Genomic DNA, 24,759 nt, shown 5'->3' on the forward strand with positions numbered 1-24,759 from the left:
AGGATCGGCGGCAGGAGGCTCCCGAGAGTCGCAAAACCGCGTAACCGTCGAGGGTTGGGAAACAACGGGTCGCTCATGAAAGACCTCCCGCAGCGCGTCACAAGCGGCGAATGCCGCCGTGACCCAGCTCTTCATGGCCGCAAATCACGACGGTGAAAAATCCCTGATCTTGGTGATCTTCGAGCCTTCCAGTCCCAGTCCGGCCATCAGTCCCTTCTGGTTGAAAATAAACGCATAGATCTCGGACTGCAGCGTTGTGGTGTTCAGATTCCTCGCCGTACCCTGGTCCGCAATCACGATCGTCGGCGCAACACCCACGCTAAAGCCAGGGTTCGTTTTCACGTCGTTCAGCTCCTTGTCCGTCATGAAGAACATGGCATACCCGTAGGTCTGTATGCCAGCCTGCATCCCGAACGTGCCCGAGGTCGTGGCATACGAGCCCGTCGCCTTGCCGTTCTCATACAGAATGCCCGCGCCGTGCGCGACGCCGCCGATGAATCCCGCCCTGATGACTTGCGGAAAGACCAGGATGCCCTTCGCCTCCTTGCCAAGGTCCTGCGCATGCGGCGTATTCGCATACAGTGACGCCAGCGCCGCCTTGCAATCGGCGTCGAGCGTCGGATCGGCCTGCGCGACCGTCTGTGACGGACCACCCGAGTCCATCATGGACGTCTGCTGCGTGGCGCCGCACGCTGCGAGCAGCGTGAAGAGAGAGAGGATCGCCAGCTTGTGAACAGGTTGGATCATGATGCCGACTCCCGTTGCGATTTCAAATGAACAGGACCCCGAATGGCTTGCACGGCCCTTCGTGGTCAAGTCTGGTAGCTGCTAGTGGCAAACTCAATGGGACTTTGGTCCCATACCCAGCCCCCCCCTCTCTCCCGGTTCATGGCGTCGGCGCAATGCCTAGCGCCGCTTGCACCGTCTTGATCAGCAGCGAATCGTTAAAGGGCTTGCACAGATAGCCGAACGCCCCCGACGCAAGCGCCTGCGCGCGCACGCCGACATCGTCGTGAGCGGTGATCAGAATCACGGGGATACCGCTGCCGCCAAGACGCTGCTGCACTTCCAGCCCATTGAGCCCCGGCATCTGGATGTCGAGGATCACGCAGTCCGGCCGGTAAGAGGGCATTGAAGACAGCGTGTCCAGAAACTCTTCGCCGCTCAAATACGCGTCCGCACCGATCCCGGCGGAGCGCAGCAGACGCCTGATCGCCCGGCCCACCGATTCGTCGTCGTCGACAATGGCCACAAATGGATCTGGATCACCCATCATGCGAAGTCCAGACTCGGCAGTTACCCATGTAACCGCGATCCTTGAGATTCAGGCTATGCGGCCCGAGGCACAACCGGTATAGGCCTTTGGTCCAACACGCAGGCGACAGGCCGCTCATGGGTACGACCAAGGTCCAATTGTCCGCATGGCCGTGGCGACATACGCTTTACAGACCCTCTCGATCACAGTCGTGGCGCGCCGCCCCGTGCGCGCCGCACAGGCAGGATTGCCCACCGCCGGGGACAGCCATGGCCCGTACACGCAAAGCGGAATCGCCCATCCCCACACTGCCCGTTGGCAGGTTCGCCAACACGATTCTCGTGCTGCAGGGTGGTGGCGCGCTCGGAGCGTATCAGGCTGGCGTCTTCGCGGGACTCACTGAAGCGGCTATCGTTCCGAACTGGGTCGCCGGCGTGTCGATCGGCGCCATCAACGCCGCGCTGATCGCAGGCAATCCGCCCGAGCGCCGCGTCGAGCGGTTACGCGAATTCTGGGAGCGCTCGTCGGCATGGGCGCCTGTCACCCTGCTTTCGTCGCTCGACACGATGCGTCCGCTCTTCAACCTTTATAGCGCCGCCTCGGCGATTTCATTCGGGGTCCCAGGATTCTTCACGCCGCGCATGCTCTCTCCTCTGCTCGCGCCCGAAGGCTCGCTCGGCGCGCTGAGCTTCTATGACACGGAGCCGCTGCGTGCGACGCTTACCGAGCTCGCCGACTTCGATCTCATCAACAGCCAGGCGGTGCGCCTGTCACTCGGCGCGGTCAACATCTGCACCGGGGAATCCGTGTATTTCGACAACACGCGGATGCGTCTCGGGCCCGAGCACGTGATGGCGAGCGGCGCGCTGCCGCCGGGTTTTCCGCCCGTGCAGGTCGACGGCGCATGGTACTGGGACGGCGGCATCTCGTCGAACACGCCGCTGTGGTACGTGGTTGACGAGGCCTACCGCGAAAGCGGCCTCGTGCTGCAGATCGACCTGTTCAGCGGCGCGGGCCCGTTGCCGCAAAACTTGAATCAGGTCCAGGAGCGCATGAAGGACCTGCAGTACGCGAGCAAGGTGCGCTTTAACGCGGCGCGGGTCAAGCAGCAGGAGGAGCTGCGCGCGTCGCTGCGGCGCGTGCTGGCGATGCTGCCCGCGAATGCGCAGTCCGATCCCGACGTCGAGCGGCTGGCCGCGATCAGCACGCGTGGCGAGGTCCTGCTCGTGCGCTTCACCAACCGCCACGACACGCGCTCGTCCGACTTCAAGGACTACGAGTTCTCGCGCGCCACCGTGCTCGAGCTGTGGGAAGGCGGTCATGGCGACGTGCGCCATGCGATCGCCACCGAGGCGTGGCGCAACGCGACGGAGATGGCGCAAGGCATTCACGTCTGCGACCTCACGCCGATGGAACACGCTCAAAAGGAGTAGCGACGATGACTGAATCCGAAGTGATGGAACGCGCATTCGCAATGCCGCTCACGAGCCCTGCGTTTGCGCCGGGTCCGTATCGTTTCGTCGATCGTGAGTTTCTGATCGTGACGTACCGGACCGACCCGGAAGCCCTCGCCAAGGTGATCCCCGCGCCGCTGGAGATGACCGATCCGATCGTCAAGTTCGAATTCATCCGGATGCCCGATTCGACCGGCTTTGGCGACTACACCGAAAGCGGGCAGGTGATCCCGGTACGGTTCAACGGCGAGTCCGGCGGCTACGTGCACGCCATGTATCTCGACGACATGGCGCCGATCGCGGGCGGGCGCGAAATCTGGGGGTTTCCGAAGAAGCTGGCATCGCCCCAGCTGCGCGTCGAGAAAGACACGATTGGCGGCGTGCTGCGCTACGGGCCGGTGCCGATCGCGGTCGCCACGATGGGCTACAAGTATCGCGCCCTGCCGCACGACAAGATTCTCGAGTCGCTCTCGGCGCCGAACTATCTGCTGAAGATCATTCCGCACGTGGATGGCACGGTGCGGATCTGCGAACTGGTTCGCTACTTTTGCGAGGACATCACCATCAAGGGCGCCTGGGACGGCCCCGCCGCACTCGAGCTGTTCCATCACGCGCTCGCGCCGGTCGCGGCGCTGCCCGTGCTCGAGGTGATCTCCGGCGTGCATATCCTGAGCGACCTCACGCTCGGGCTCGGCACGGTGGTGCACGACTATCTCGCGGAGTGACAGTCACAGCGCGCGACGTGCACGCGCAGGCTCAGTGCAACGCGTACGCAATCCCGGCGGCACTCGCCTTGTCGGCGAGATGGATCAGGTCGGCCAGCGAGTCCGCCTTCATTTTCTCCATCACGCGTGCGCGATGCACCTTGATCGTCTTCTCGGCGATACCAAGGTCGAACGCAATCTGCTTGTTCAGGCGCCCCGTGACCACGAGCGCCATCACTTCGCGCTCGCGCGGCGTGAGGGTCGCGAGCCGCTGCTCGATCTCCGCGAGCCCCCGCCGCTCTTCGTGCATCTGCCTCGCGCGCGTGAGCGCGCGCTCCACCACATCGAGCAGCTCGGTATCGTTGACCGGCTTGGTCAGAAAATCGCTCGCGCCGGCCTTCATGGCGTTGACGGTCGTGCCGACATCGCCGTGCCCGGACAGAAACACGATCGGCAGGCTCTTGTTCAGCTCGCGCTGCAACTCTAGCCCGTTCACCTCCGGCATCTGCAAGTCCAGCACGAGGCAGGCGGGCTCGCTCGTGAAGTCCGCGTCCGCCAGGAACGAGCGCGCGGAGGCGAAGACTTCGGCGCGATACCCGGCGCAACGCAGCAAGCGCCCGAGGGCGCGGCAAACGCCATCATCGTCATCAACGACAAACACGCGGGGCGACGAGTCAGTCATGGCCGTGAGCATACGGAGTTCGATCCGCTCGCGCGCTCGGCGGGCAGCGAAACATAGAAGGCGGCGCCGCCTTCCGCGTTGTTCTCAGCCCAGACGCGCCCACCGTGCGCGCCAACGATGCTGCGGCTGATCGAGAGCCCGAGCCCGAGGCCATGCGGCTTCGACGTGAAGAAAGGCTGGAAGATCTTGTCCATCTGGTCCACCGTCAATCCACGGCCGCAGTCGCGCACGCAAAGACGCACGTCGCCGCCGGGCTCGACGCCCGCCTGCACCGTCACGAACCGGCATGCGGCCGGACACTCCTGCACCGCATCGAGCGCGTTGAGCATCAGGTTCAGCAGCACCTGCTGCAACTGCACCTTGTCGCCGAGCACGGTGGGCAACGCGCCGGCGATCTCGATCGTCGTGCGCACGCCGCGCACGATGGCGTCGCTGTGCATCAGCGAGACCACGTCGCGCACGACGCCACCGACGTCGACCGGCAGCCATTCCATGTCGCACTTCCTGACGAGCGCGCGCATCTTCCGAATGATCTCGCCCGCGCGGCGATTGTCGGCGACGATATCTTTCAGCGTCTCGCGCACTTCGCGCAGGTTGATCGGGTCCGCTTCAATGAAGCGCTGGGCGGCCTGCGAGTTCGACAGGATCGCCGTGAGCGGCTGATTCAGTTCGTGCGCGAGCGAGCCCGCAAGCTCGCCGAGCGCGGAGACGCGCGTCAGATGCGCGAGCTCCTGGCGGTTGCGGTGCAATTCGTTGCGCTCGCTGCGCTCCACGACCACGGCGAGCAAAGTTGGCACGCCATCCACGCTGCATGGACGCGTCGTGATCTCGGCGGGAAATTCAGCGCCGTCGTGGCGGCGCGCGATGACACTACGCAGAGCCGAGTCGGCTGACGCGTGCTTCGCCGCCACCGCGTGCGAGCCCTGCGCGCGCCATTCGGGAATCAGCAGGCTCGCGCGCGCGCCGCTCAGTTCATCGCTGTGGTAGCCAAACAGCTCGGCCCCCTTCTCATTGACGAACCTGATCTTGCCGGCCCCGTCGATGGCCAGAATCGCAATCGGCACGAGCTCTAGCGCGTCGCGCATGGGCGTACCGGCGAGGAACGACTCGACGCCCTCGAGGTGCTGCCTGTGTGCGCGGTTTTGCGGTGCGAGCGCCCTCCGTGCTTCGGGTGCCCAGTGCCTGCTCAAGCGCCGAACGGATCGCGTCACGCCGGTCAGGACGGCCAGCGGACGAAACCGCGGACGCTGCGATGCGCGGCACCACGTGATCATCGCAGCGAGAACTGTCGGCACGAGTCCGCAATCTGACATGCCGTTCTGCATGGCGAATAGCTCCCCGTCTGCAAACATGCGCCGCACCCATCCCGATCGTTCAGGATGCACATTCGCGGCCGCAACGTTCGAAGCGAGCTCAATGATGACCTTCAAGGCAACCGCCAATTCGCGTCAGGCCTTTGCGGCGCTCTACCCAACAGCGCTGCAACGCGATCGTCCATCTCCTGCGGTCACGGTCACCATGAAAGCAATACTAGTAGATGATAGACATTTTTTACTTACGATAGAAAATATTTCGGTACTTGTTACGGCAACCGTATGAGCGCCAACACTGCAAGGCTCGATTATCGTTTCGCTTAATTCAGATTAATGCCTCGCACAACTATTCGATTCGATCTCCGTGGAAATCGACCCAATCCATTAATAGTGCACTCACATCAAAGTCGCTTCATGCGTGCGATTGAATTCTCATCGAGGCTTTTCTGCCAGAGGTAATCAAACAATCATCGTCCAGTGTGCGCGAATCGACGCTATCGTACAGGCACTTCGTGAAGGATTTATGCCGGCGCGGGGCGCGCACTGCAAGGCGTCTTCAGCACCTCAAACAATAATCAGGATGTCTATCTATTCTGCCGAAAATGAAAACCGCCTGAACCAGAACCATCGGTCTGGTCAGGCGGCCTTGCCAATATCCTCAGCGTTCGATTCGTGCGTGCCGACTACGCCTGACGATAATAGACATTCTGCGGATGCCGCGCCTCGGCGAAGAAGAACCAGCGCTCCGCCACGAGCCCCGCGTACTGAATCAGGGCGGCGGCACACAGCAAGACCAATGAGGCGCCCACCGGCCGTACGTTCGCACCGAACGCCACGAGCACGAACGGCACGGCGAACGCGGCCACGAGGAACGTCCACTTGATGCGCTTGAGCGTGGCCGGCGTCTTGCCGTGGAAGAACTCGCGCAGATTGAATGCGCCGGCCGTGAAGCCGCGCGACTTCTGCTCGACGCGTGCGCCACGAATGCCGGTCGCGCTCTGCACCGTCGATTTGGGCCGCAGCCGTGCATTGCGCTTGAGCGAGGCGACACGCGAGACGCATCCGCCGAGCGTCAGCAGGCAAGCGAGCAGTGCGAGCGGCCCGACCAGCACGGGCGCCAGCCACGCGGCGCACACGGTCGCAAGCGTGAAGCCCGAGGCGCAGCCGAGCAGCGCGAAATTGACGAGCGTGAGCGGCGTCGCCCATTCCTGCAGAAAGCGCAGGCATGCGTAGATCATGCCGGTGCAGACGAACAGCAGCCCGCTCGCCACCACGGCAACAGCGCCAATCGCGAGCGTATAAGGCAAGCCGCACAAATGCGCGACGCCGTAGGCGAACGCGCAAGCGAGGAACAGCGGCAGGCACAGGCATTCGCGCGAGAGCCACGACGTGCGCCACATCGCAATGGCCCGCCACGCACGCTCGGGATGCCCGAGGTGGAAGAACGACGCAACGAGCCCCGCCGCGCCGAGCACGCACGCCAGCGCCGCCCCGACCACATAGAAGAGCTGCGGCACCGCCGCCCCATCGCCGAGGCCGAGCTGGCCCGCCGCTTCCACGCCCACGAGCGCGATCACGAGGCCCTGCGCCGCGCCAATCAAGGTGGTGAGAAACACCACGGAAAATGCCGGATTCATGTTGGTTCCTTTGTCCGTGGGAGGTTAATGCGCCGCGGGGCGCGAGGCGATGGAAGCGAGGTGCAGCTCGCCGCGTTCAACCTGCGATTCGAGGGAAGCCGGCGCATCGTCGGCGGACTCGCCCTTGCACGAACACGATCCGCTTCCGCACGACGACACCTTCTGGCGCGGCAGATAGTGATTGGCGGGCCGCGTGCCCCATTCGGGCATCAGCTGATAGCCGCCGCGCTCGCGAATCGCCTTCGACACCACCGAGTCCGGGTCGTGGATGTCGCCAAAGAGGCGCGCCGAGGTCGGGCAGGCGAGCACGCACGCGGGTTTGCGGTCGCGCTCGGGCAAGGCCTCGTTATGGATGCGGTCCGAACAGAGCGTGCACTTGGTCATCTCCTTGCGCTCTTCGTCCAGTTCGCGCGCACCGTAGGGGCACGCCCACGAGCAGTACTTGCAGCCGATACAGCGGTCGTAGTCGACCAGCACGAGGCCGTCTTCCTTGCGCTTGTAGCTGGCCCCGGTCGGACAGACCGGCACGCACGGCGGATCTTCGCAGTGCAGGCACGACTTCGGAAAGTGAATCGTGTCGGTGAGCGGAAACACACCGGCCTCGAAGGTCTGCACGCGATTGAAGAACGTGCCGGAAGGGTCAGCATCGTAAGGGCGGATGTCCGAGAGGCTGCCCGCCTCGCCCGACGTGTTCCACTCCTTGCAGCTCGTCACGCAGGCGTGGCAGCCCACGCACACGTTCAGATCGATTACGAGCGCCATCTGTGTCATAGCGTGCTCCTTGCCTCAATGGTCTTGTGTGGCTTTGCGCAGGCGACGCGCGAACTCGCCGCGTCCCGCGAAATACGTCTGCACGACGCGCTGGAGCATGCCGCCCACGCCCGTGCCGGTCACGCCGGGCAAGGCCTGCATGGGCGAGAACTGCGGCAGCGTATGATCGGCGTCGTGCTCGGCGGGATAGATGCGCACGCGCACGTCGTACCACGCGGCCTGCCCCGTGATGGGATCGGAGTTCGACACGCGCCTGCCGCGTTGCGCTTGTGGTTGCGTATCCGGTATTTCGTCCGAGATCAGGTGATTGAGCAGGAAGCCGCGCTGCGACTCGTTGGCGTCCGGGCCGAGGTTCCACGCACCGGCCGCCTTGCCGATCGCATTCCACGTCCACACCGTGCCCGGCTCCACCGCCTCGCTATAGCGCGCCATGCAGCGCACCTTGCCCCATTGCGATTCCACGTAGATCCACGCGCCGTCCTCGATGCCCTGCGCGGCGGCGGTGCCCGGATTCATGTATAGATAGTTCTCCCCATGAATCTGGCGCAGCCACGCGTTCTGCGAATCCCACGAGTGATACATCGCCATCGGGCGCTGCGTGAGCGCCGCGAGCGGGTACTTCGCATGATCGGTGGCGGCGTGCTCGAGCGGCGCATGGTAGAACGGCAGCGGATCGAAATACTGCTCCACGCGCGCGCGCAAATGGTCCGGCGGCTGACGCCCTTTGGTCTTGCCCTGGGCGGCCAGGCGGAACTTCTGCATCACGTCCGAATAGAGCGCGATGATGATCGGCTCGTTGAACTTGCGAAAGCCCTTCTCGACCGCGAAGTCCAGATACGGCCCGTTGCAGTTGCGCATGTACTGCAGGGTCTCGGGCAGCGTGTAGTGATAGACGCAGTTGTGCTTCGCGTATTCCTCCCACTGCCGCGGATTGGGCTCGCCCACCAGCGCGTCCTTGCCATCCTTGCCGCGCCAGCCGATCAGGAAGCCCACGCCCGAGCCCGGCGCCGTCTGGTGATTGACGATGAAGTCGGGATAGTCGCGATACTTGCGCCCGCCCTCCGGCGTGGTGAAGGCCGGCAGCTTCAGGCGTCCCGCGAGCTCGACCAGCACTTCCTGGAAGGGCTTGCACTCGCCCGTCGGCGGCACGACGGGCACGCGCACGGAATCCACGGGGCCGTCGAACTCCGAGATCGGGCGGTCAAGCATCGACATCGCATCGTGGCGTTCGAGGTAGGTGGTATCGGGCAGGATCAAGTCGGCGAAGGCCGTCATCTCCGACTGGAACGCATCGCAGACGACGATGAACGGGATCTTGTACTCGCCGTTCTCGTGCTTGTCCGCCAGCATCTTGCGGACTTCCACGGTATTCATCGACGAATTCCACGCCATGTTCGCCATGAAGATCAGCAGCGTGTCGATCGGGTACGGGTCGCCGCGCCACGCGTTGGTGATCACGCTGTGCATCAGGCCGTGCACGGCGAGCGGATACTCCCACGAGAACGCCTTGTCGATGCGCACCGGGCCGCCGTTTTCGTCGATGAACAGATCCTCGGGCGCGGCGGGCCAACCGAGCGGACCATTGGCGAGCGGCGTGTTCGGCTTGACGTCCTCGGGCTTGTTGGGCGGTTTCGCCGATGGCGGCACGGCACGCGGATACGGCGACTTGTGGCGGAAGCCGCCCGGCCGGTCGATCGTGCCCATCAGCGACATCAGCACGGCCAGCGCGCGGATCGACTGAAAGCCATTCGAATGCGCCGCGAGGCCGCGCATCGCATGAAACGCGATCGGCACGCCCGTGACGGTTTCGTGCGTCTCGCCCCACGCGTCGGTCCAGCGGATCGGCAGCGTGATCTTCTGGTCGCGCGCCACTTCGGCCATTTCGCGCGCGAGCCGGCGGATCGTATCGGCGGGAATGCCGGTGATTTCCGCGGCCCATTCCGGCGTGCAGTCGGCCATGCGCTCGCGCAGCAGCGCGAACGCGGGCGCGACGCTCGTGCCGTCCTCGAGCGTATAGCGCCCTTCCAGCGCCGGCCGCGCGCCCGGCGTGTGATGCGGCACGGCACGCTGCGTTTCGAGGTCCCACCACATGTGGTTCTGCGGGAAGAGCGCGTTGCGTTCCTCCACGCCAGGGTCGCGCACGAAGAGGCCATACGCGTCGCTTTCCGCGCGCATGTCGAGCAGTTCGGCGCCGTTCGTGTAGCGCGCGACGAACTCGTGATCGTAGGCGCCGTTTTCGATCAGCTCGCGCATCAGCGCCATGAAGAGCGCGCCGTCCGTGCCGGGACGGATGGGCACCCATTCGTCGGCAATGGCCGCGTAGCCGGTACGCACCGGATTGATGGCGATGAAGCGGCCGCCCGCGCGCTTGAACTTCGAAAGCGCGATCTTCAGTGGATTCGAGTGATGGTCCTCCGCCGTGCCGATCATGAAGAACAGCTTCGCGCGGTCGAGGTCGGGGCCGCCGAACTCCCAGAACGAGCCGCCCATCGTGTAGATCATGCCGGCCGCCATGTTCGCCGAGCAGAATCCGCCATGCGCCGCATAATTAGGCGTGCCGAACTGTTTGGCGAACAGGCCGGTCAGGGCCTGCATCTGGTCGCGCCCGGTGAAGAGCGCGAACTTCTTGGGGTCGGTGGCGCGCAGGTGGGCGAGGCGCTTCTCCAGCACGTCGAACGCGACGTCCCACGAGACCGGCTCGAATTGTGCGGTGCCGCGCTCGGCGTCGCGCTTGCGCATGAGCGGCTGCGTGAGGCGCGCCGGCGAATACTGCTTCATGATGCCCGACGAGCCTTTCGCGCAGATCACCCCCTGGTTGAGCGGGTGCTCCGGATTGCCGTCGATGTAGCGAACCTCGCCGTCGCGCAGATGAACGCGAATACCGCATCGGCAAGCGCACATGTAGCAGGTCGTGGTCTTGACTTCGAGCTGCTCATTCTGGGTGCGGGCCTTGTGCTCCATCGTTCCTCCCGGTCCGCCTGCGATGAGGGCGGCAGTTGTGTGATTGCCCTCTCATCGTATAAACCCCGTCAACATAATAAAAGTCGCGATTCGCGATCTGTTCTATCGGCTGGCCTTATGGTTGGTGGCTGGGCCCGCGCTTGGCCCGCGCCTGGCTCGCGTTTTGGCCCCCACGTTGGCCGGCCGTGGGGCTGGCATCCGCCCCCGGTAAGGTCTGCTTGCGCCGGCGTCGCGCCCAGATCGAGCGCGCGCCGGGTCTTCGTCTGGAGAATGGCGCTGCTCGCCTGCCGGCCTACTCACCCATCGGCCGCTGCACCGAAAGCCGGTTGGTCACCGATTTCACGCCGGGCACGGTCTTCGCTATGGCCGCCACGCTGTCGATCTGGGCGGCGTCCGTGACCGTGCCGTTGAGCGTCACGGCGCCGTCGCGCGCCACGACGCTGATGTTGCCGGCATCGATCTCCTTGTGCTTCGCCAGCGCCGCATAGACTTTGCGGCTCAGCGCGCGGTTCGCCTTTCTCACCTCTTTGGCCGTGGAGGCGGCAGGCGCCGCCGATGCGCCCGCCGTCTCGCTACCCTGGGCCCAGACGGCCACCGACCCGCTTGCCAGCAACGCTGCGACCGAGGCAGCCATAGCAATACGCAGGAATCCTTTTTTATTCATGGAAATGCTCCGGTTAGCCGAACAGCGGGATCAGAAGGTATGGCGAATGCCGAGCATCGCCGCGGTGGTCGAGACGCCCGGCGCGACGGGCTCGCCGTACGTGATCGTCTGGTTCATCGTGCCGTGGTTCGCCACGTATCCCACCTGAGCATAAAGCAGGGTGCGCTTGGACACGCCGTATTCCGCCCCGAGCGCGTATTCGCTCGAATGGTTCACCGAGTTGTTGCGGTCTTTCAGATAGTAGAAGCCGGAGGTGACCTTGAAGAAGGGCGTGAACTGGTAGCCAAGGCCGCCCGAAATCATCTCATAGTCGGATTGCCCGGTGTTCGACGGATTCTTGCCGATACCATACGAAGCCGATACCGAAACCGAGTGGAACGTGTATTTCGCGCCCAGGTAGTAAAAGCGGTTGTTGTCGAGCCCGGTGGCCGGCGTGGTGGCCGCCAGGTTCGTATCGTGGGCGTTGTAGTAGACCGCGGCCAGGTTCAGGCCATAGTTCGAATACCGGAGCACGGCCGACTCGCGCGTGCCGCCCTGGATTTGCCCCGGCACGCCGCCCGGCGCGTATTCGAGCCCGACCGAAGCGCCGTAGAACTTCGGCGACTGGTAGACGATCGCATTGCTGTCGTACAGCGCGCCAATCGGCACGTTCGTGTTCGTGCCGCTCCACCCTGCGGCCTGGTTCAGCCCGAGCCACGCGCTCAAGATGCTGCCGAAGTACTGCGCGGCGCGCACGTCGGTGTCCGCCATCGCGTAGATCATCGGCGTGTATTGCCGTCCCAGGTCGATCGAGCCGAACGGCCCCGACACGCCAACGGTCGTCTGCTGGTTGAAGATGGCCGTGCCGCCGGTCGTGTCCGCGAGGCCGAGCTTGCCGGTGCCGCTGTTGAACACCCCCTGCAGCCGGAAATTGACCTTGTAGCCGCCGCCGATGTCCTCGGTGCCCTTGATGCCCCAGAAGCTGGCATAGATGCCCGCGTCCTTCAACGCGAAGACGTGGCCCAGGTTCTTCGCGTTCGATGCGAACGATGTCGCGCCCGTGCTCTGATAGAACAGCCCCGTATCGATGGCGCCGTAAAGCGTCACCGACGATTGCGCGTGCGCCGCGCCGGCCATGACCGCGAGTACGGCCAGGACGCTCAACTTCCGTTTCATGCTGTCTCCTCCAAACTATTGTCAAGGCCGCCTGTTTCTTTTGGGCCCGCTGTCTTCCTTCTAATCAACGGCTGTTTCTTATTGTTGTCTTGTTGTGGTTCTTTCCGATCGATCGCTGCCGTTTGTTTCGGCTTGATTGCGGCAGCATTCAAGGCTCGCGCTGCGGTGCCGCGATCCGCGCGAGATCGTTCGCGTAGTGGCGCTTGCCGAGCGCGAACAGCAGCGCCGAGCCGATCGCCGCGAACGGGATCCATTCCAGCGCCACATGCAAGCCCATGCGGTCGGCGATCATGCCCGCGATAACAGGGCCTGCGGCGAGGCCGAGCAGGTTGTTGGCGAGCGCCCAGAGCGCCATGGCCGTCGCGTGAATCGAGGACGGCGTGAGCTCGGCCACCAGCGCACCGGTCGGGCCGCACACGCCCGAGGCGAGGAACATGCCGATGCCGATCAGCGCGAGCTGCAACGGCCCCGGCGGCAGGTGGAACGCCGTGGCCATGGCCACGCCCACCAGCACGCAATAGGCCACCGCCATCGTCCATTTGCGCGCCGGGTTGCGGCGGCTGATGCGGTCGGTCAGCACCCCGCACGTGATCATACCGATACCCGAGGTGAGCACGAAGGCGGCGGCCAGCACGCTCGCCTGATCGATCCGCATCGCATAGGCGCGCACGAGATAGCTCGGCAGCCACGCGAACATGGCGCCGGGCAGGATCAGTTGCACGCCGCAGCCCAGATAGGCGAAGACCACGGATTTCGAGGCGAACAGCGCAAGCGCGAGGCCACGCGGCGTGAAGCGGGGCCGCGCGGCGCGCGCAACGCCGCCGGACGCGAGCGCGCGCTCGGGCGCGAGGCGCCGCTCGGTCACCACGAGGCGATAGATCGCGGCGAGCACGAGGCCGAACACCGCCATCGTGGCGAACGACCAGCGCCAGCCGAAATGCGCGGCCACGATGCCGCTCAACGCCATCCCGAGCATGGAGCCGAAGGCGCCGCCCGCGAGGAACGAGCCCGAGAGCGTGGCGCGCAGGTGCGCCGGGAAGACACTGAGCACGACCGCGAGGCCGACGCTTCCGTATGCGGCCTCGCCCACGCCCACGAAGAAGCGCGCCGCGAACATTTGCCCATAGTTGGCGGACACCGCGCAGCCGAGCGTGGCGAAGCTCCAGAGCACGGCCATGAGGACGAGGCTTCTCACGCGGCCCCAGCGGTCCGCGAGAATCGAGAACGGGAAGGTGAGCAGGCCCACCATCACCGAGACCACGCTGCTAAGCGATCCTAACTGTGTATCGGTGAACAGCCATTCGGCCTTGAGCAGCGGAAAGACGGCGTTGAGCACCTGGCGCGACATGTAGTCGGCGAGCAGCAGGCCAAAGGTCAGTGCGAAGACACTCCAGGCGTAGGCCCGGGATACGGACGGTGCGCCCGCGTGGGCGTCTCCCAGCGCGGCGGTTGCATGCATTCCCACTTTTGTCTCCTTAATTGTCAAGCATCGCGGCGCATGAGGCTGAAGCTCTGCGCGGTCGGTCCCGGCTCGGGCTGCGCGGCAAGAAACACCGCGAGCGGCGCGACGTCCTCGGGCGACTTGGCCCACTCGCCTTCGTAAGTGTTGCGCGCCAGCAGGTCGCCGGTCATCTCCGTGAGCACGGGGCCCGGAATCAGTTGATTGACGCTGATGTTGTGGGGCGCCAGCTCCTGGGCCAGCACGCGCGTGAGCATCCAGAGTCCGGCCTTCGAGCAGGCGTAATCGGAAATGCCGGCCCTGCCTCGCTGCCCTTGACCGGACCCGATCGCAATGATCTTGCCGGCGCCGCGCCGCTTGAGCGCCGGCACCGCGGCCTTCGCGCAGTAGTAGGCGCCCACGAGGTTCACCTCGATGGTCGTGCGCCACGTTTGCGGGTCGCTCGCCTCGACCGTCTGCTGGCCGCCACCCACGCCCGCATTGATCACGACGATGTCGAGCCCGCCGAACGCCTGCTCGGTTTCGTTCACCATGCGCTCGACGCTCGCGAAGTCGGTGACGTCCGTGGCGAGCGCCAGCGCGCGGCCGCCCTCGGCCACGATCTGCGCGGCGCTCTCCTGCACCTGCCCCAACGAGCGCGCCGCGCAGCACACCGCCGCGCCCTGGCGCGCGTAGGCGAGCGCGATGGCCCGGCCGATCCCTCTGCCCGCGCCGGTCACGATGGCGACCTTGCCGCGCAGCTGCGGTTCTTGCGTCTGCATTGTTGTCTCCGAATGTGTCTTTTATTGTTTGATGCTGTAGCGGGCGAGCGTCAAGCCGATTTTGCCTCGGCTGTTGCCTGAGGCTGCGCCGCGGCCCGAGTTTCGCTCACGCGTGTGCGCAGCACCGCGCGCAAGTCCTCGCCGTATCCCGTGAGCGCGCCACCGTCGACAGCGAGCAATTGCCCCGTGATGAGATCGGCGCGCGCGCTCGCAAGAAAACACACTGCTTCGCCGATGTCCTCCGGCGCACAGAAGCGTCCGAGCGGCACGACACGCTCGACGATCGCCGCGCGACGCTCGGGCGTGGCATAGGTCTCGATGGCCGGGGTGAGGATGCCGCCGGGGCACACGGCGTTGACGTTGATGCGCAGGTCCGCGAGCTCCCAGGCGAGATGGCGCGTGAGCCCCGTGACCGCGTGCTTCGAAGCGGTGTATTCGACGCTGCTGAAGAACGCCATGCGCATGCCCGCAATCGAATCGATGTTGACGATCTTGCCTTTGCCGCGTGCCGTCATGGCCGGCAGCACCGCCTGGCAGCAGAACAGGATGCCTTTGGCGTTCACGTCCATCACGCGGTCCCAGTTTTCCTCGGTGACGTCGCGCATGAATGAAGCCGTGCCGCCCACGCCCGCGTTGTTCACGAGGATGTCGATGGCGCCGAACGTGTCCTGCGTTTGCTCGGCCATCGCTTGCGCATCGGCCTTCTTCGTGACGTCCGCGCGAATCGCGAGCGCCTGTGCGCCGGACGCGACGAGCGCCGCCGCCACCTGCTGCGCGGCGTCGAAGTCGCGGTCCACGACGGCGATGCTGGCGCCCTCGCGCGCCATGACGCGCGCGATGCCAACGCCTGCGCCGCGGCCGGCGCCGGTGACGATTGCTGCCTTTCCTTCCAGCTCCATCGCGTTCTCCTCGCGAAAGTGCAGCGGGTCCGGCGTCCGCTCACGCGCGTTGAAGCAACGCGTGCGAGCGGGCGGGGGTCAGGCGCGGCGCGACGCGTCCAGCGCCTCTTGCGGCTCGCCCTGTCGGGATGCCTCGTTTGCCACGTCACGCGCCTGTGCGCGACGCTCGAGCGCGGCGATCAGGTCGTCGGCGCCGGGCCACTCGCCAAATCCGCTGGCCGGATTCAGGTGGCCGACGTTGCCGAGATCGACTACCTCGCTGCGCCACATGCGCGCGAGTTCGAGCACGCGCTCGTAGCGGGCGAGCGGGTCGTTGCGGCTCGCCGCGACGATCGAGGCGAACGGCAGCGGCGCGCGCGGCACCGGCAGCCATCCGCTCGCATCGAGCGCTTCGAGCGTGGGATAGCCGTCGGGCATCGGCGCTTCGAAGTCCGGCGGCGCCGCCAGCAACACACCGGCGATCGCGTCGCCAGGCGCACGCGGGTAGCGTCGCGCCCAGTGCGCAATCATCACGCAGCCGCCGCTGTGCGCCACGATGATCACGGGCGTCTCGATGCGCGCGACCACGGCTTCGATCGCCTCCACGCGCGCCGCGCAATCGAGATCGTCGCGGCCCATGGGCGGCACGACGGCTACCGGCCGGTCTTGCGCGCGCAAGCGCGCTTCGAGCAGCGTCTGCCAGTGCTGCGCGACGTGGTCGCGCAACCCCGGAACGATGACGATGGTGGGCTCGCGGCGCGCCATGGTCATGCCGCCGACTTCACGAGACCCAGACCCGCCGGCTTGCGGTTCGGCAAATAGCCGTTGGCAGCGAGCGTTTCTTCGGCATCCTTATAGAATGCGCCGATGCGGTAGATCTCGCGCGCCTCCTTGCCCGACGCCACCTCGCGCCCGAGTTCGTGCGCCACGCGCACGCACTGCTCGATCTGCTCCACCGAGGTCATGCGCTGGCCATGCTGGCCGATGATCGTGTCCTCGATGCCGCAGCGCGGATGCAGGCCCATCGACATCGCCATCATGTTGAACGGCAGCACGTTCTTGAGCAGCGACTCCGCCGTGAGCGTGCAGCCCTGGGGCGCGCGATGCACGAAGTTGAAGAAGTTGAACGGGTTCGGGCCGTCGAAGCCGCCGCCAATGCCGATCCACGTGAGGTTCAGCGGGCCGCGATAAGCGCCCTTGCGCACGAGGCGCTCGAGCGTTTCCAGCGCATGGATGCCCGTCAACTGGAAATGCGGCTGGATGCCCGAGGCCTGCAGGCGGCGCAGATGCTCTTCCAGCCACTGCGGCCCCGCGGGCACCGTCATTTCGCTGTAGGCGGCCTGCAGCGCGGGGTTCGCGAGCGAGGTGCCCTCCAGATACTCGGGGTAGAGCAGCTCCATGATGTTCATCTGGGTGGTGTTGATCGCCACGGTCACCTGGTCGGGCTTCGGCTCGAGCTCCGCGAGCATGTGGCGCGTGTCGTCCGAGAGCCACTTCGCGGCCTGGCCGTCGTCTTCCGGCGCGAACGAGATCGAGCCGCCCACCTGGATGATCATGTCGGGCACCGCCGCGCGCACGCCCGCAATCAGTTCGTTGAACTTCGAGAGCCGCTTGGAGCCCTTGCCGTCCAGCTCGCGCACGTGCAGGTGCAGCACCGTCGCGCCCGCGTTGTAGCAGTCCACGGCCTTTTGCACCTGCTCTTCCATCGTGACGGGAATGTCCTCGGGGAAGTCTTCAGGCATCCATTCGGGGCCGTACGGCGCAACCGTGATGACCACCTTCTCCATGTTCTCCGGGTGCAGCGAATCGTCGAAAAATTGCATGTCTTCCTCCAGTGTTCTGATGTTGCGTAGAGGCCAATGAGCCAATCAATAAGGCACGTCGCCGATGATCCCCGCGCGCTCCATCTTGCGGTGGCACGGCGGGTAGTCCATGACCGCGTAATGCTGGGTGCTGCGGTTGTCCCAGATCGCCACGCTGTCCGGCCGCCAACGCCAGCGCACCTGGTACTCGGGGATGTACGCCTGGCTGATCAGGTACTGCAGCAGTTGCGCCGCGCCCGGATTGCCGTCCTGGCCGTAGCGCACGCGCGCGGGCGTGTGATAGTTCACGAAGTGCGTGGTGAAGCCGTTCACGAACAGCACCTTTTCGCCCGTCTCCGGGTGCGTGCGCACCACCGGATGCTCGGCGTCCGGGTATTGCGCCTTCAATGCGAGACGTTTTTCGATCGGCATGACCGCGCCGAAGCTCGCCTGGATGCTATGGCTCGCACGCAGGTCCGCGATCTCATCCTTCACGTGCTGCGGCAGGTTCTCGTAGGCGAGCACCATGTTGGCCCACATGGTGTCGCCGCCCACCGGCGGGCATTCCACGCAGCGCAGCACCGCGCCCATCGGCGGCGCGGCACGCCACGTGGCGTCGGTGTGCCAGGCGTTCTCGTAGCGGTCGTTCGGCTGCTCGGGCGTCTTGTAGATCTGCACGAGGCCCGGATGCTCGGGGTGGCTGCCGGCCACCGGATGATCCTCCAGTTCTCCGAAGCGTCTCGCGAAAGCGACGTGCTCGGCGCGCGTGATCTTCTGGTCGCGCAGGAACAGCACCTTGTGCTCGAGCAGCGCGGCCTTGATCGCTTCGAACAAACCCTCGTCGTGTACCGCATCGCCCAGATGCACGCCCACCAGTTCCGCGCCTATCGCGCAGGTCAGTTGCTCGACTCTCATGATGGGCGGCCTCAGATCGTGAAGACGGACGAGCCCGTCGTCTTGCGCGCTTCGATGTCGTGGTGCGCCTGCACGGCATCCTGCAGCGCATAACGCTGGTTGATTTCGATCTTGATGCGCCCCGCCGCGACGTGGCCGAAGATCTCCTCGGCGAGCGCGGCCTTCTCCGCGGGATCGGCGATATAGTCGGCCAGCGCGGGGCGCGTGACGTAGAGCGAGCCCTTCATCGCGAGCATCTGCGGCTCGAACGCGGGCGCCTTGCCTGAGGCCGTGCCCACGCACACGAGCAGGCCGCGGCGCTTGAGCGAGTCGAGCGACATCGCGAAGGTGTCCTGGCCGACGCTGTCGTAGACCACCGAAACGCCCACGCCATCGGTCAGCTCGCGCACGCGCTTCGCCACGTCTTCGCTGCGGTAGAGGATCACGTGATCGCAGCCATGGGCGCGGGCGATGGCCGCTTTCTCCTCGGTCGACACGGTGCCGATCACCTTCAGCCCGAGCAGCTTCGCCCACTGGCAGACGATCAGGCCCACGCCGCCCGCCGCCGCGTGCACGAGGATCGTCTCGCCGGCTTGCAGCGGCCAGATACGGCGCATGAGGTAGGCCGAGGTGAGGCCGCGCATCGTCATGGCCGCCGCCGTTTCGCAGGCGATGGCGTCGGGCAGCTTGATGAGGGGCGCCGCCGCAATCAGCCGCTCGGTGCTGTAGGCGCCCAGCGTGTTTACGAAGCCGGTGTAGGTGACGCGATCGCCCGGCGCGACGTGGGTCACGCCCGCGCCCACCGCCTCCACCACGCCCGCGGCCTCCACGCCCATGCCCGCCGGCAGCGGCACCGGATAGAGGCCGGAGCGGAAATACGTGTCCGCGAAATTCAGGCCGACCGCTTCGTGGCGCAGCCGCACCTCGCCCGGGCCGGGCGCGCCCACGTCCACTTCTTCCCAGCGCATCACTTCCGGCGCGCCGGTCTCGTGGAACCTGATCGCATGTGCCATCTTCTGTCTCCTTGTTGTTCCTGCTTGCTGCTTGACCTGTCGATATCCCGTGGCGGCGCGCGTGTTGCTGCACGGGCGGCCCCATGCATCGGGATGGGGTGTCTGAATTCATCGTAGGACGGGACTGCGCGCCGCGCGCCCTCCTTGCAGGAGGGGGAAGCCCCTCCCATCCCGCCTTGAGCCGCTTCTGACTCGCTTCTGAGTCGATCCTTACCCGGCTGTCACCGGATTGTCAGGGATGGCACTGCCATGCCTATAATCTTCCGATCGATTGCCCGCGCCGCACGGTCCTGCCACGCGGCGCGACCTCAAGCGCCTGCGCCGGTGTGCGCACCGTTAGATCACCTCGCCAGCCCCACGGCCTATTCCGATTCGTCAGATGACCTCCGAGAACCGCGGCGCACTGCCCGCGTATTCCGAACTCGCGCTCAAGACCACGCCGCCGCGCGCGCCGCGTCACCTGCTTGCGCGCGAGCGCCTGAATCTCGCGAGCGAGCCCTTGCGCAATCAGAGCGCGATCGTCGTGCAGGCGCCTCCCGGCTTCGGCAAGACGCTGCTGCTCGCGCAATGGCGGCGCGAGCACCTCGCGCACGGCGCCGCCGTCGCCTGGGTGTCGGCCGATGCGCACGACGACCCGCAACGCTTTTTGCACAGCCTCGTGCTCGCCGTGCGCGTGGGCGGCGCGCGCCCCGAGTTCGGGCGCACGCTGCTCGAAAGCAGCTTCGCCGCGCCCGGCGAGACCGAGGGCCTGACCGGCTGGCTCGCCGAAGTCGCGCAATCGGCGCTCGATCTCGTGCTCATCGTCGACGAAGCCGAGCGGCTCTCGCCGGTGGGCAGCGCGGCGCTGCTCTACCTGCTGCACAACGCGCCCGCGAACCTGCGCATCGTCGTGGCGGCGCGCAGCGGCTTCGAGACCGCCGTGGACGACCTGAGCGCATACGGCCAGTGCGTCTGCCTCGGGCCCGAAGCGCTGCGCTTTCGCCTCGACGAAACGCTGGCGCTCGTGCGCCGGCGCTTCGGCGACCGCGTGGACACCGACAGTTGCGCGCGCCTGCACGAGCTCACCGACGGCTGGCCGCTCGGCCTGCAGCTCGCGCTTGCCGCGATGGAAAAGAGCGGCGACCCGCGCGGCGTCATCGACGCGATGTCGGGGCAGCGAGGCGTTCAAGGCGAGCATCTGGTGAGCAGCCTGCTCGCGCGGCTTGCGCCGGACGATCTCGCGTTCCTCACGCGCCTCGCGCTCGTCGACATGCTGCATCCCGACCTGTGCCGCGCGCTGCTCGACGATCCAGAGGCCCCGGCGCAACTCGCGCGGCTCATGCGCGATACGCCCATCTTCATGATCAGCGACGGCAGCGACTGGTGCCGCCTGCATACGCTCGCCCGTGCGGCGCTCGGCGCGCGCCTGGCCGAGCTTGCGCCCGATGAGCTCGCCGGCCTGCACCGGCGCGCGATGCACTGGCTCGCCGCGCATGGGATTCATGAAGAGGCGGCACGCCACGCGCATGCGGCCGGCGAGCGCGACGTGGCGTTCGAACTGGCGGGCCGCTCGCTCTACGGCGCGGTCATGCAGGGGCGCCTCACGGCCGCGCTCGAATGGCTCGAGCTGCTGCCCGAGGACGAGCTCGACCGGCAGCCGGACCTACGCCTCGCCGCCGCCTGGGCGCTCGCGCTCAGCGAGCGCCACGCCCAGGCCGGCCAGCTCGTGGCGCCGATGGCCGAGGCGCCCGACTGCACGCCCGAGCGGCGCTACGAATGCGCGCTCATCCTGAGCGTGGCGGCCTGGTACGCCGACGAGCCCGACCGCTTCCTCGCGCTCCTCGCGCCGTGGCGCGAGCCGCCGCCGCTCGCTGAGCCGCGCCGGCTCCAGACGCACGCGAACCGCCTTGCGATGGCCGCGCTGCTGCAGGGCGAGCCCGCCAACGCGCGCCGCCATTTGCAGCTCACGCCACGCGGCGAGTTTGGCAAGGCGCACCGCTACGCCGCGCACTGGGGCGAATTCGTGACCGGCCTGAGCTACCTGAGCGAAGGCCAGGCCGTGCTTGCCGAGACCGTGCTGCGCCCCGCGCTGACGAGCGCCGAAGCCGAGCTGGGCCGCCGCCATCCGCTGCCCTGCATGCTCGCGGCGGTGCTGGCGGCCGCCCTGTTCGAGCGCGACTGCGTGGAAGAAGCCGATGCGCTGCTCGCGAACCGGCTCGACGTGCTCGAGCGCGCCGGCTCCGCCGAGACTTCGCTGATCGCTTATGTGTGTGCCGCGCGCGTGGCGCAAGCGCAAGGCGTGGAGCGGCGCGCGCTCGATCTGCTCGAGGCGATGCACGCCGCCGGCACGGCGCGCGAGCTGCCGCGCCTGTCCATCGCGAGCCTCGCGGAGCGCGTGCGCATCCACGCGGGCCACGGGCGCGCCGAGACGTGCAGTGCCTTGAGCGCGCAGCTCGACGCACTCGTCGAGCAGTCCGAAGGATCGCACGGCCCGCTCTGGCGTCGCGATGTGGCGTTGCGCCAGGCGATGACCCAGGCGTACACGGCGCTGGCCCGGCACGACGGGGCCCGTGCGCTCGAGCCGCTTGCCCGGGCGCAGGCACTGGCCGACGCAATGAAGCTCGGCCGCGAGCGCATCGAGATCATGGGCCTGCGCGCGCTCGCCAGCAAAGCCCAGGGCGAAGACGGCCTGCCGCTGCTGCGCGAAGCCATCGGGCTGACCCGCACCTATGGCCTGGTGCGCGTTTTCGCCGACGCGCATCCGGCGCTGGCCGACTGGGTGCGCAGCCTGGCGGCGCAAGACGGTGGAGAGCAGACCGCCATCGCGGCGGCGCGACCTGCACGCACGGCCGAGCCTTCCGGTCGTCCCGCGCGCGCGCCAGCCGCGCCACGCGCGGTGCCGAGCATGGTGCTCACACCCAAGGAGCGCGAAGTCCTCGAATTGCTGGCGCGCAATCTCTCGAACAAGGAGATCGCGCAGGCAATCGGTGTGGGGGAAGTCACCGCCAAGTGGCATGTGAAGAACCTGTTCGGCAAGCTGAGCGCGAGCAACCGCAAGCATGCGGTGCTGCGCGCTCAATTGCTGGGGTTGCTGGAAAGCGGCGATTGAGGCGCTTGTGCAGATTGAGCCAATTGTGCCGATCGATCTGATCGAGCCGCTGGAACGAGGCTGGCCGCGCGGCGCGATCGGATGCCATCAAACACGATAGCCTGACCTCAGTAAGGCCGATCGCCGACCATCGCCGTACGCTCCATCTTGCGCGGCGCGGGCCAGTAGTCCTGCACGGCATAGTGCTGGGTGCCGCGGTTGTCCCAGATGGCGACGCTATTGGGCTTCCAGCGAAAGCGCACCTGATACTCGGGAATCCAGGCCTGGCTGATGAGGTAATTGAGCAGATGGCTCGCGCCGGGCGTCTTGTCCTGCCCGTAGCGGACGTTCTCCGGCGTGTGAAAGTTCGCGAAGTGCGTGGCGAAGCTGTTCACGTAGAGGATCTTCTCGCCGGTCTCGGGGTGCGTGCGCACGACTGGATGCTCGACCATCGGGTTCTCGGCTGCGAGCTTCGCTCTCGCATCGGGCGTCATTGCGGCGCCGAACGAATGCTCGATGCTGTGCTTCGCACGCAGTCCGCCGATGCGCTGCTTGATGTCCTCGGGCAGATGGCGATACGCGGCCGCCATGTCGACCCAGATGGTGTCGCCGCCCACCTCGGGGCATTCGATACAGCGCAGCACCGCGCCCATCGGCGGGCAGGGCCGCCACGAGCCGTCGGTGTGATAGCTGTTTTCGTAGTGCTCCTTCTTGTCGCTGCGGTAGATCTGCACGAGGCCCGGATGCTCGGGATCGCTGCCCGCGACGGGGTGATCCTCGAGATCGCCGAAGCGGCGCGCGAACGCCACGTGCTCGGCGCGCGTGATGTGCTGGTCGCGCAGGAACAGCACCTTGTGCGTGAGCAGCAGCGCCTTGATTTCGGCGAACAGCGCGTCGTCGCGCGCGGCATCGCCGAGATGAACGCCCGACACCTCGGCGCCGATGGTGCAGGTCAGTCGTTCGATTTGCATGGGCGGTCTCCTTTGAACGGGTTTGCGTGCGCCACACCGGCGTGATCTGCTTGATCGACTTGTCGGCGCCGCCATGACTGGCATTGTGTGGAATGCGCGGCCCGCGTGCTTGACCCTGCGCGCCACGACCTGACGCGCGACGACATGCGCGCCCTCATGGTTATTCCCCACAGACGAGGCGCGAGTGCAACGGTACCCTCGGCTAACGGCCTCTGGCCGTGCGAAACGTCATTGCAGCCCACCGTGTGACCCCATGCCCATCCTGGTTCGAAGCGCGTCCCTCACCAAGTTTTCGGAGATTGCCCGCCATGCGGGCATCGATCCGGTGCGCGCGCTGCGCGAAGCGGGGCTCGATCTGTCCTGCCTCACGACGCCGGACTTGCGCATTCCGGAGACGAGCCTTGCGCGCGTGTTCGAGGTCTCGCTGGCGGGCGGCGCCGGGCAGGCCGAGTGCCGCACGCTTGGCGCGCGCATTGGCGAGGCGTGGCGGCTCTCCGACTTCGGCTCGCTCAGCCTTTTGCTGCAACACCAGCCCACGCTGCGCGAGGCGCTCGCGCGCATCGAGCTCTACCGGCATTTGCTGAGCGATTCGGTGACGGTTCAGGTCGAGGAAATCGAGGACACCGCGGTGCTGCACGTCGCACTTGTCACCGCGCGCCCGGATCCGGGGCCGGAGATTGTGGAGCTCACAGTTGGGGCGGTGCTCAGTCTCGTGCGCGCGATGCTCGGCGGCCAGTACGCGCCGCGTGCCGTGCATTTCGCGCATGCGGCGCCCGAGCGGCTGCAGGTGCACCGGAGGTTCTTCGGTGCGCGAATCGAGTTCGATAGCGAGTTTGATGGGATCGTGATGGCGCGCGTCGATCTTGATCGCGCGAATCCGCTTGCTGATGCCCATCTCGCGCGGTATGCGCAGGAGCTGATCGATCTGCAGCCGCGGTATGGCGAGGCATCGCTTGCCGATAACGTGCGCCGTGCGATTCATCTGCTGCTGCCGCGTGGCGCGGGTACGATCGAGCCGGTGAGTGCGAGACTCGGGCTCACGCCGCGGACGCTGCAGCGCCAGCTTGAACAGGATGGCGAGAAGTTCTCGTTGCTTGTGAATGAGGTGCGGGGCTCGCTTGCGGTGCGGTATCTGGCGCAGCCTCGGCATGCTGTGGCCGATATTAGCGACCGGTTGGGGTTTTCTGAACCCAGTGCGTTCTCGAGATGGTTTAGTGCGGAGTTTGGGCAGCCGCCTAGTCGGTGGCGAGTTGCGCAGGGTGCTCGTGATGGGCACTGAGTGCCCTGGTGTTGGTGGTGCTGGCCTTTCCTTGGCCTT

22 protein-coding genes are annotated in these 24,759 nt (G+C 66.3%); 5 read left to right on the forward strand and 17 right to left on the reverse strand.

Annotated elements, in window-relative coordinates; genetic code table 11:
• Positions 1-144 precede the first annotated feature (144 nt).
• Both BO1_RS28515 and BO1_RS28520 read right to left on the reverse strand, forming a co-directional pair.
• Positions 145-747: a lipid-binding SYLF domain-containing protein gene (locus tag BO1_RS28515; RefSeq protein ID WP_028220471.1), complete on the reverse strand. Its 603-nt coding sequence runs from the start codon at positions 745-747 to the stop codon at positions 145-147.
• A gap of 139 nt (positions 748-886) precedes the next feature.
• Complete coding sequence (locus tag BO1_RS28520; RefSeq protein WP_028220472.1) at positions 887-1,273, reverse strand: response regulator transcription factor; 387 nt, start codon at positions 1,271-1,273, stop codon at positions 887-889.
• A 251-nt stretch (positions 1,274-1,524) separates the two neighbouring features.
• Between BO1_RS28520 and BO1_RS28525 the strand changes: the two genes are divergently transcribed.
• Both BO1_RS28525 and BO1_RS28530 read left to right on the forward strand, forming a co-directional pair.
• Positions 1,525-2,688 (forward strand): patatin-like phospholipase family protein, encoded by a 1,164-nt coding sequence (locus tag BO1_RS28525; RefSeq protein ID WP_084688245.1) that lies wholly within the window; start codon positions 1,525-1,527, stop codon positions 2,686-2,688.
• 5 nt (positions 2,689-2,693) lie between these two features.
• Complete coding sequence (locus tag BO1_RS28530; RefSeq protein ID WP_028220474.1) at positions 2,694-3,434, forward strand: acetoacetate decarboxylase; 741 nt, start codon at positions 2,694-2,696, stop codon at positions 3,432-3,434.
• A gap of 31 nt (positions 3,435-3,465) precedes the next feature.
• On the opposite strand, the gene BO1_RS28535 is transcribed toward BO1_RS28530, so the two are convergent.
• Positions 3,466-4,095 carry a response regulator transcription factor gene (locus tag BO1_RS28535; RefSeq protein ID WP_028220475.1) on the reverse strand — a complete coding sequence of 210 codons (630 nt, stop codon included), beginning with the start codon at positions 4,093-4,095 and terminating at the stop codon, positions 3,466-3,468.
• The gene (locus BO1_RS53100) at positions 4,092-5,285 is read right to left on the reverse strand and encodes a two-component system sensor histidine kinase NtrB (protein WP_167338401.1); all 1,194 of its coding nucleotides are present in this window, start codon (positions 5,283-5,285) and stop codon (positions 4,092-4,094) included. The genes BO1_RS28535 and BO1_RS53100 overlap by 4 nt, the downstream gene beginning before the upstream one ends.
• A 226-nt stretch (positions 5,286-5,511) precedes the next feature.
• On the opposite strand from BO1_RS53100, the gene BO1_RS59485 reads away from it, so the two are divergent.
• Positions 5,512-5,694, forward strand: coding sequence for a hypothetical protein (locus BO1_RS59485; protein ID WP_156992428.1), 183 nt, complete (start codon positions 5,512-5,514; stop codon positions 5,692-5,694).
• Between the two features lie 397 nt (positions 5,695-6,091).
• On the opposite strand, the gene BO1_RS28545 is transcribed toward BO1_RS59485, so the two are convergent.
• The 12 genes from BO1_RS28545 to BO1_RS28600 all read right to left on the reverse strand — a co-directional run bounded on the left by BO1_RS28545 (position 6,092) and on the right by BO1_RS28600 (position 19,403).
• The gene (locus BO1_RS28545; RefSeq protein ID WP_028220476.1) at positions 6,092-7,045 is read right to left on the reverse strand and encodes a dimethyl sulfoxide reductase anchor subunit family protein; all 954 of its coding nucleotides are present in this window, start codon (positions 7,043-7,045) and stop codon (positions 6,092-6,094) included.
• A 24-nt stretch (positions 7,046-7,069) separates the two neighbouring features.
• Entirely contained in the window at positions 7,070-7,816 is a 747-nt protein-coding gene (locus BO1_RS28550; protein ID WP_028220477.1) for a 4Fe-4S dicluster domain-containing protein, read from the reverse strand.
• A gap of 15 nt (positions 7,817-7,831) precedes the next feature.
• Positions 7,832-10,777, reverse strand: coding sequence for a molybdopterin oxidoreductase family protein (locus BO1_RS28555; protein WP_028220478.1), 2,946 nt, complete (start codon positions 10,775-10,777; stop codon positions 7,832-7,834).
• A gap of 292 nt (positions 10,778-11,069) precedes the next feature.
• Positions 11,070-11,441 (reverse strand): BON domain-containing protein, encoded by a 372-nt coding sequence (locus BO1_RS28560; protein WP_028220479.1) that lies wholly within the window; start codon positions 11,439-11,441, stop codon positions 11,070-11,072.
• Between the two features lie 30 nt (positions 11,442-11,471).
• Positions 11,472-12,596: a porin gene (locus tag BO1_RS28565; RefSeq protein WP_028220480.1), complete on the reverse strand. Its 1,125-nt coding sequence runs from the start codon at positions 12,594-12,596 to the stop codon at positions 11,472-11,474.
• A 148-nt stretch (positions 12,597-12,744) separates the two neighbouring features.
• Complete coding sequence (locus BO1_RS28570) at positions 12,745-14,055, reverse strand: MFS transporter (RefSeq protein WP_156992429.1); 1,311 nt, start codon at positions 14,053-14,055, stop codon at positions 12,745-12,747.
• A gap of 23 nt (positions 14,056-14,078) precedes the next feature.
• Complete coding sequence (locus BO1_RS28575) at positions 14,079-14,816, reverse strand: SDR family NAD(P)-dependent oxidoreductase (RefSeq protein ID WP_028220482.1); 738 nt, start codon at positions 14,814-14,816, stop codon at positions 14,079-14,081.
• 50 nt (positions 14,817-14,866) lie between these two features.
• Positions 14,867-15,715, reverse strand: a complete 849-nt coding sequence (locus BO1_RS53105; RefSeq protein ID WP_043286912.1) for an SDR family NAD(P)-dependent oxidoreductase — start codon at positions 15,713-15,715, stop codon at positions 14,867-14,869.
• 78 nt (positions 15,716-15,793) lie between these two features.
• Positions 15,794-16,465 carry an RBBP9/YdeN family alpha/beta hydrolase gene (locus BO1_RS53110; RefSeq protein ID WP_084688246.1) on the reverse strand — a complete coding sequence of 224 codons (672 nt, stop codon included), beginning with the start codon at positions 16,463-16,465 and terminating at the stop codon, positions 15,794-15,796.
• Positions 16,462-17,517, reverse strand: a complete 1,056-nt coding sequence (locus tag BO1_RS28590; RefSeq protein WP_028220483.1) for a BKACE family enzyme — start codon at positions 17,515-17,517, stop codon at positions 16,462-16,464. The genes BO1_RS53110 and BO1_RS28590 overlap by 4 nt, the downstream gene beginning before the upstream one ends.
• 45 nt (positions 17,518-17,562) lie before the next feature.
• A complete protein-coding gene (locus BO1_RS28595) occupies positions 17,563-18,411 on the reverse strand; it encodes a TauD/TfdA dioxygenase family protein (RefSeq protein ID WP_028220484.1) in 849 nt (282 codons plus the stop codon).
• 11 nt (positions 18,412-18,422) lie between these two features.
• Entirely contained in the window at positions 18,423-19,403 is a 981-nt protein-coding gene (locus BO1_RS28600; RefSeq protein WP_028220485.1) for a quinone oxidoreductase family protein, read from the reverse strand.
• Positions 19,404-19,782: 379 nt separating this feature from the next.
• On the opposite strand from BO1_RS28600, the gene BO1_RS28605 reads away from it, so the two are divergent.
• Positions 19,783-22,491: a LuxR C-terminal-related transcriptional regulator gene (locus tag BO1_RS28605; protein ID WP_028220486.1), complete on the forward strand. Its 2,709-nt coding sequence runs from the start codon at positions 19,783-19,785 to the stop codon at positions 22,489-22,491.
• A gap of 107 nt (positions 22,492-22,598) precedes the next feature.
• On the opposite strand, the gene BO1_RS28610 is transcribed toward BO1_RS28605, so the two are convergent.
• Entirely contained in the window at positions 22,599-23,441 is an 843-nt protein-coding gene (locus BO1_RS28610; protein ID WP_028220487.1) for a TauD/TfdA dioxygenase family protein, read from the reverse strand.
• A 253-nt stretch (positions 23,442-23,694) separates the two neighbouring features.
• On the opposite strand from BO1_RS28610, the gene BO1_RS28615 reads away from it, so the two are divergent.
• Positions 23,695-24,720, forward strand: coding sequence for an AraC family transcriptional regulator (locus BO1_RS28615; RefSeq protein ID WP_028220488.1), 1,026 nt, complete (start codon positions 23,695-23,697; stop codon positions 24,718-24,720).
• Positions 24,721-24,759 lie beyond the last annotated feature (39 nt).

It is taken from the genome of Paraburkholderia oxyphila NBRC 105797, assembly GCF_000685075.1.
Lineage (GTDB): Bacteria > Pseudomonadota > Gammaproteobacteria > Burkholderiales > Burkholderiaceae > Paraburkholderia > Paraburkholderia oxyphila.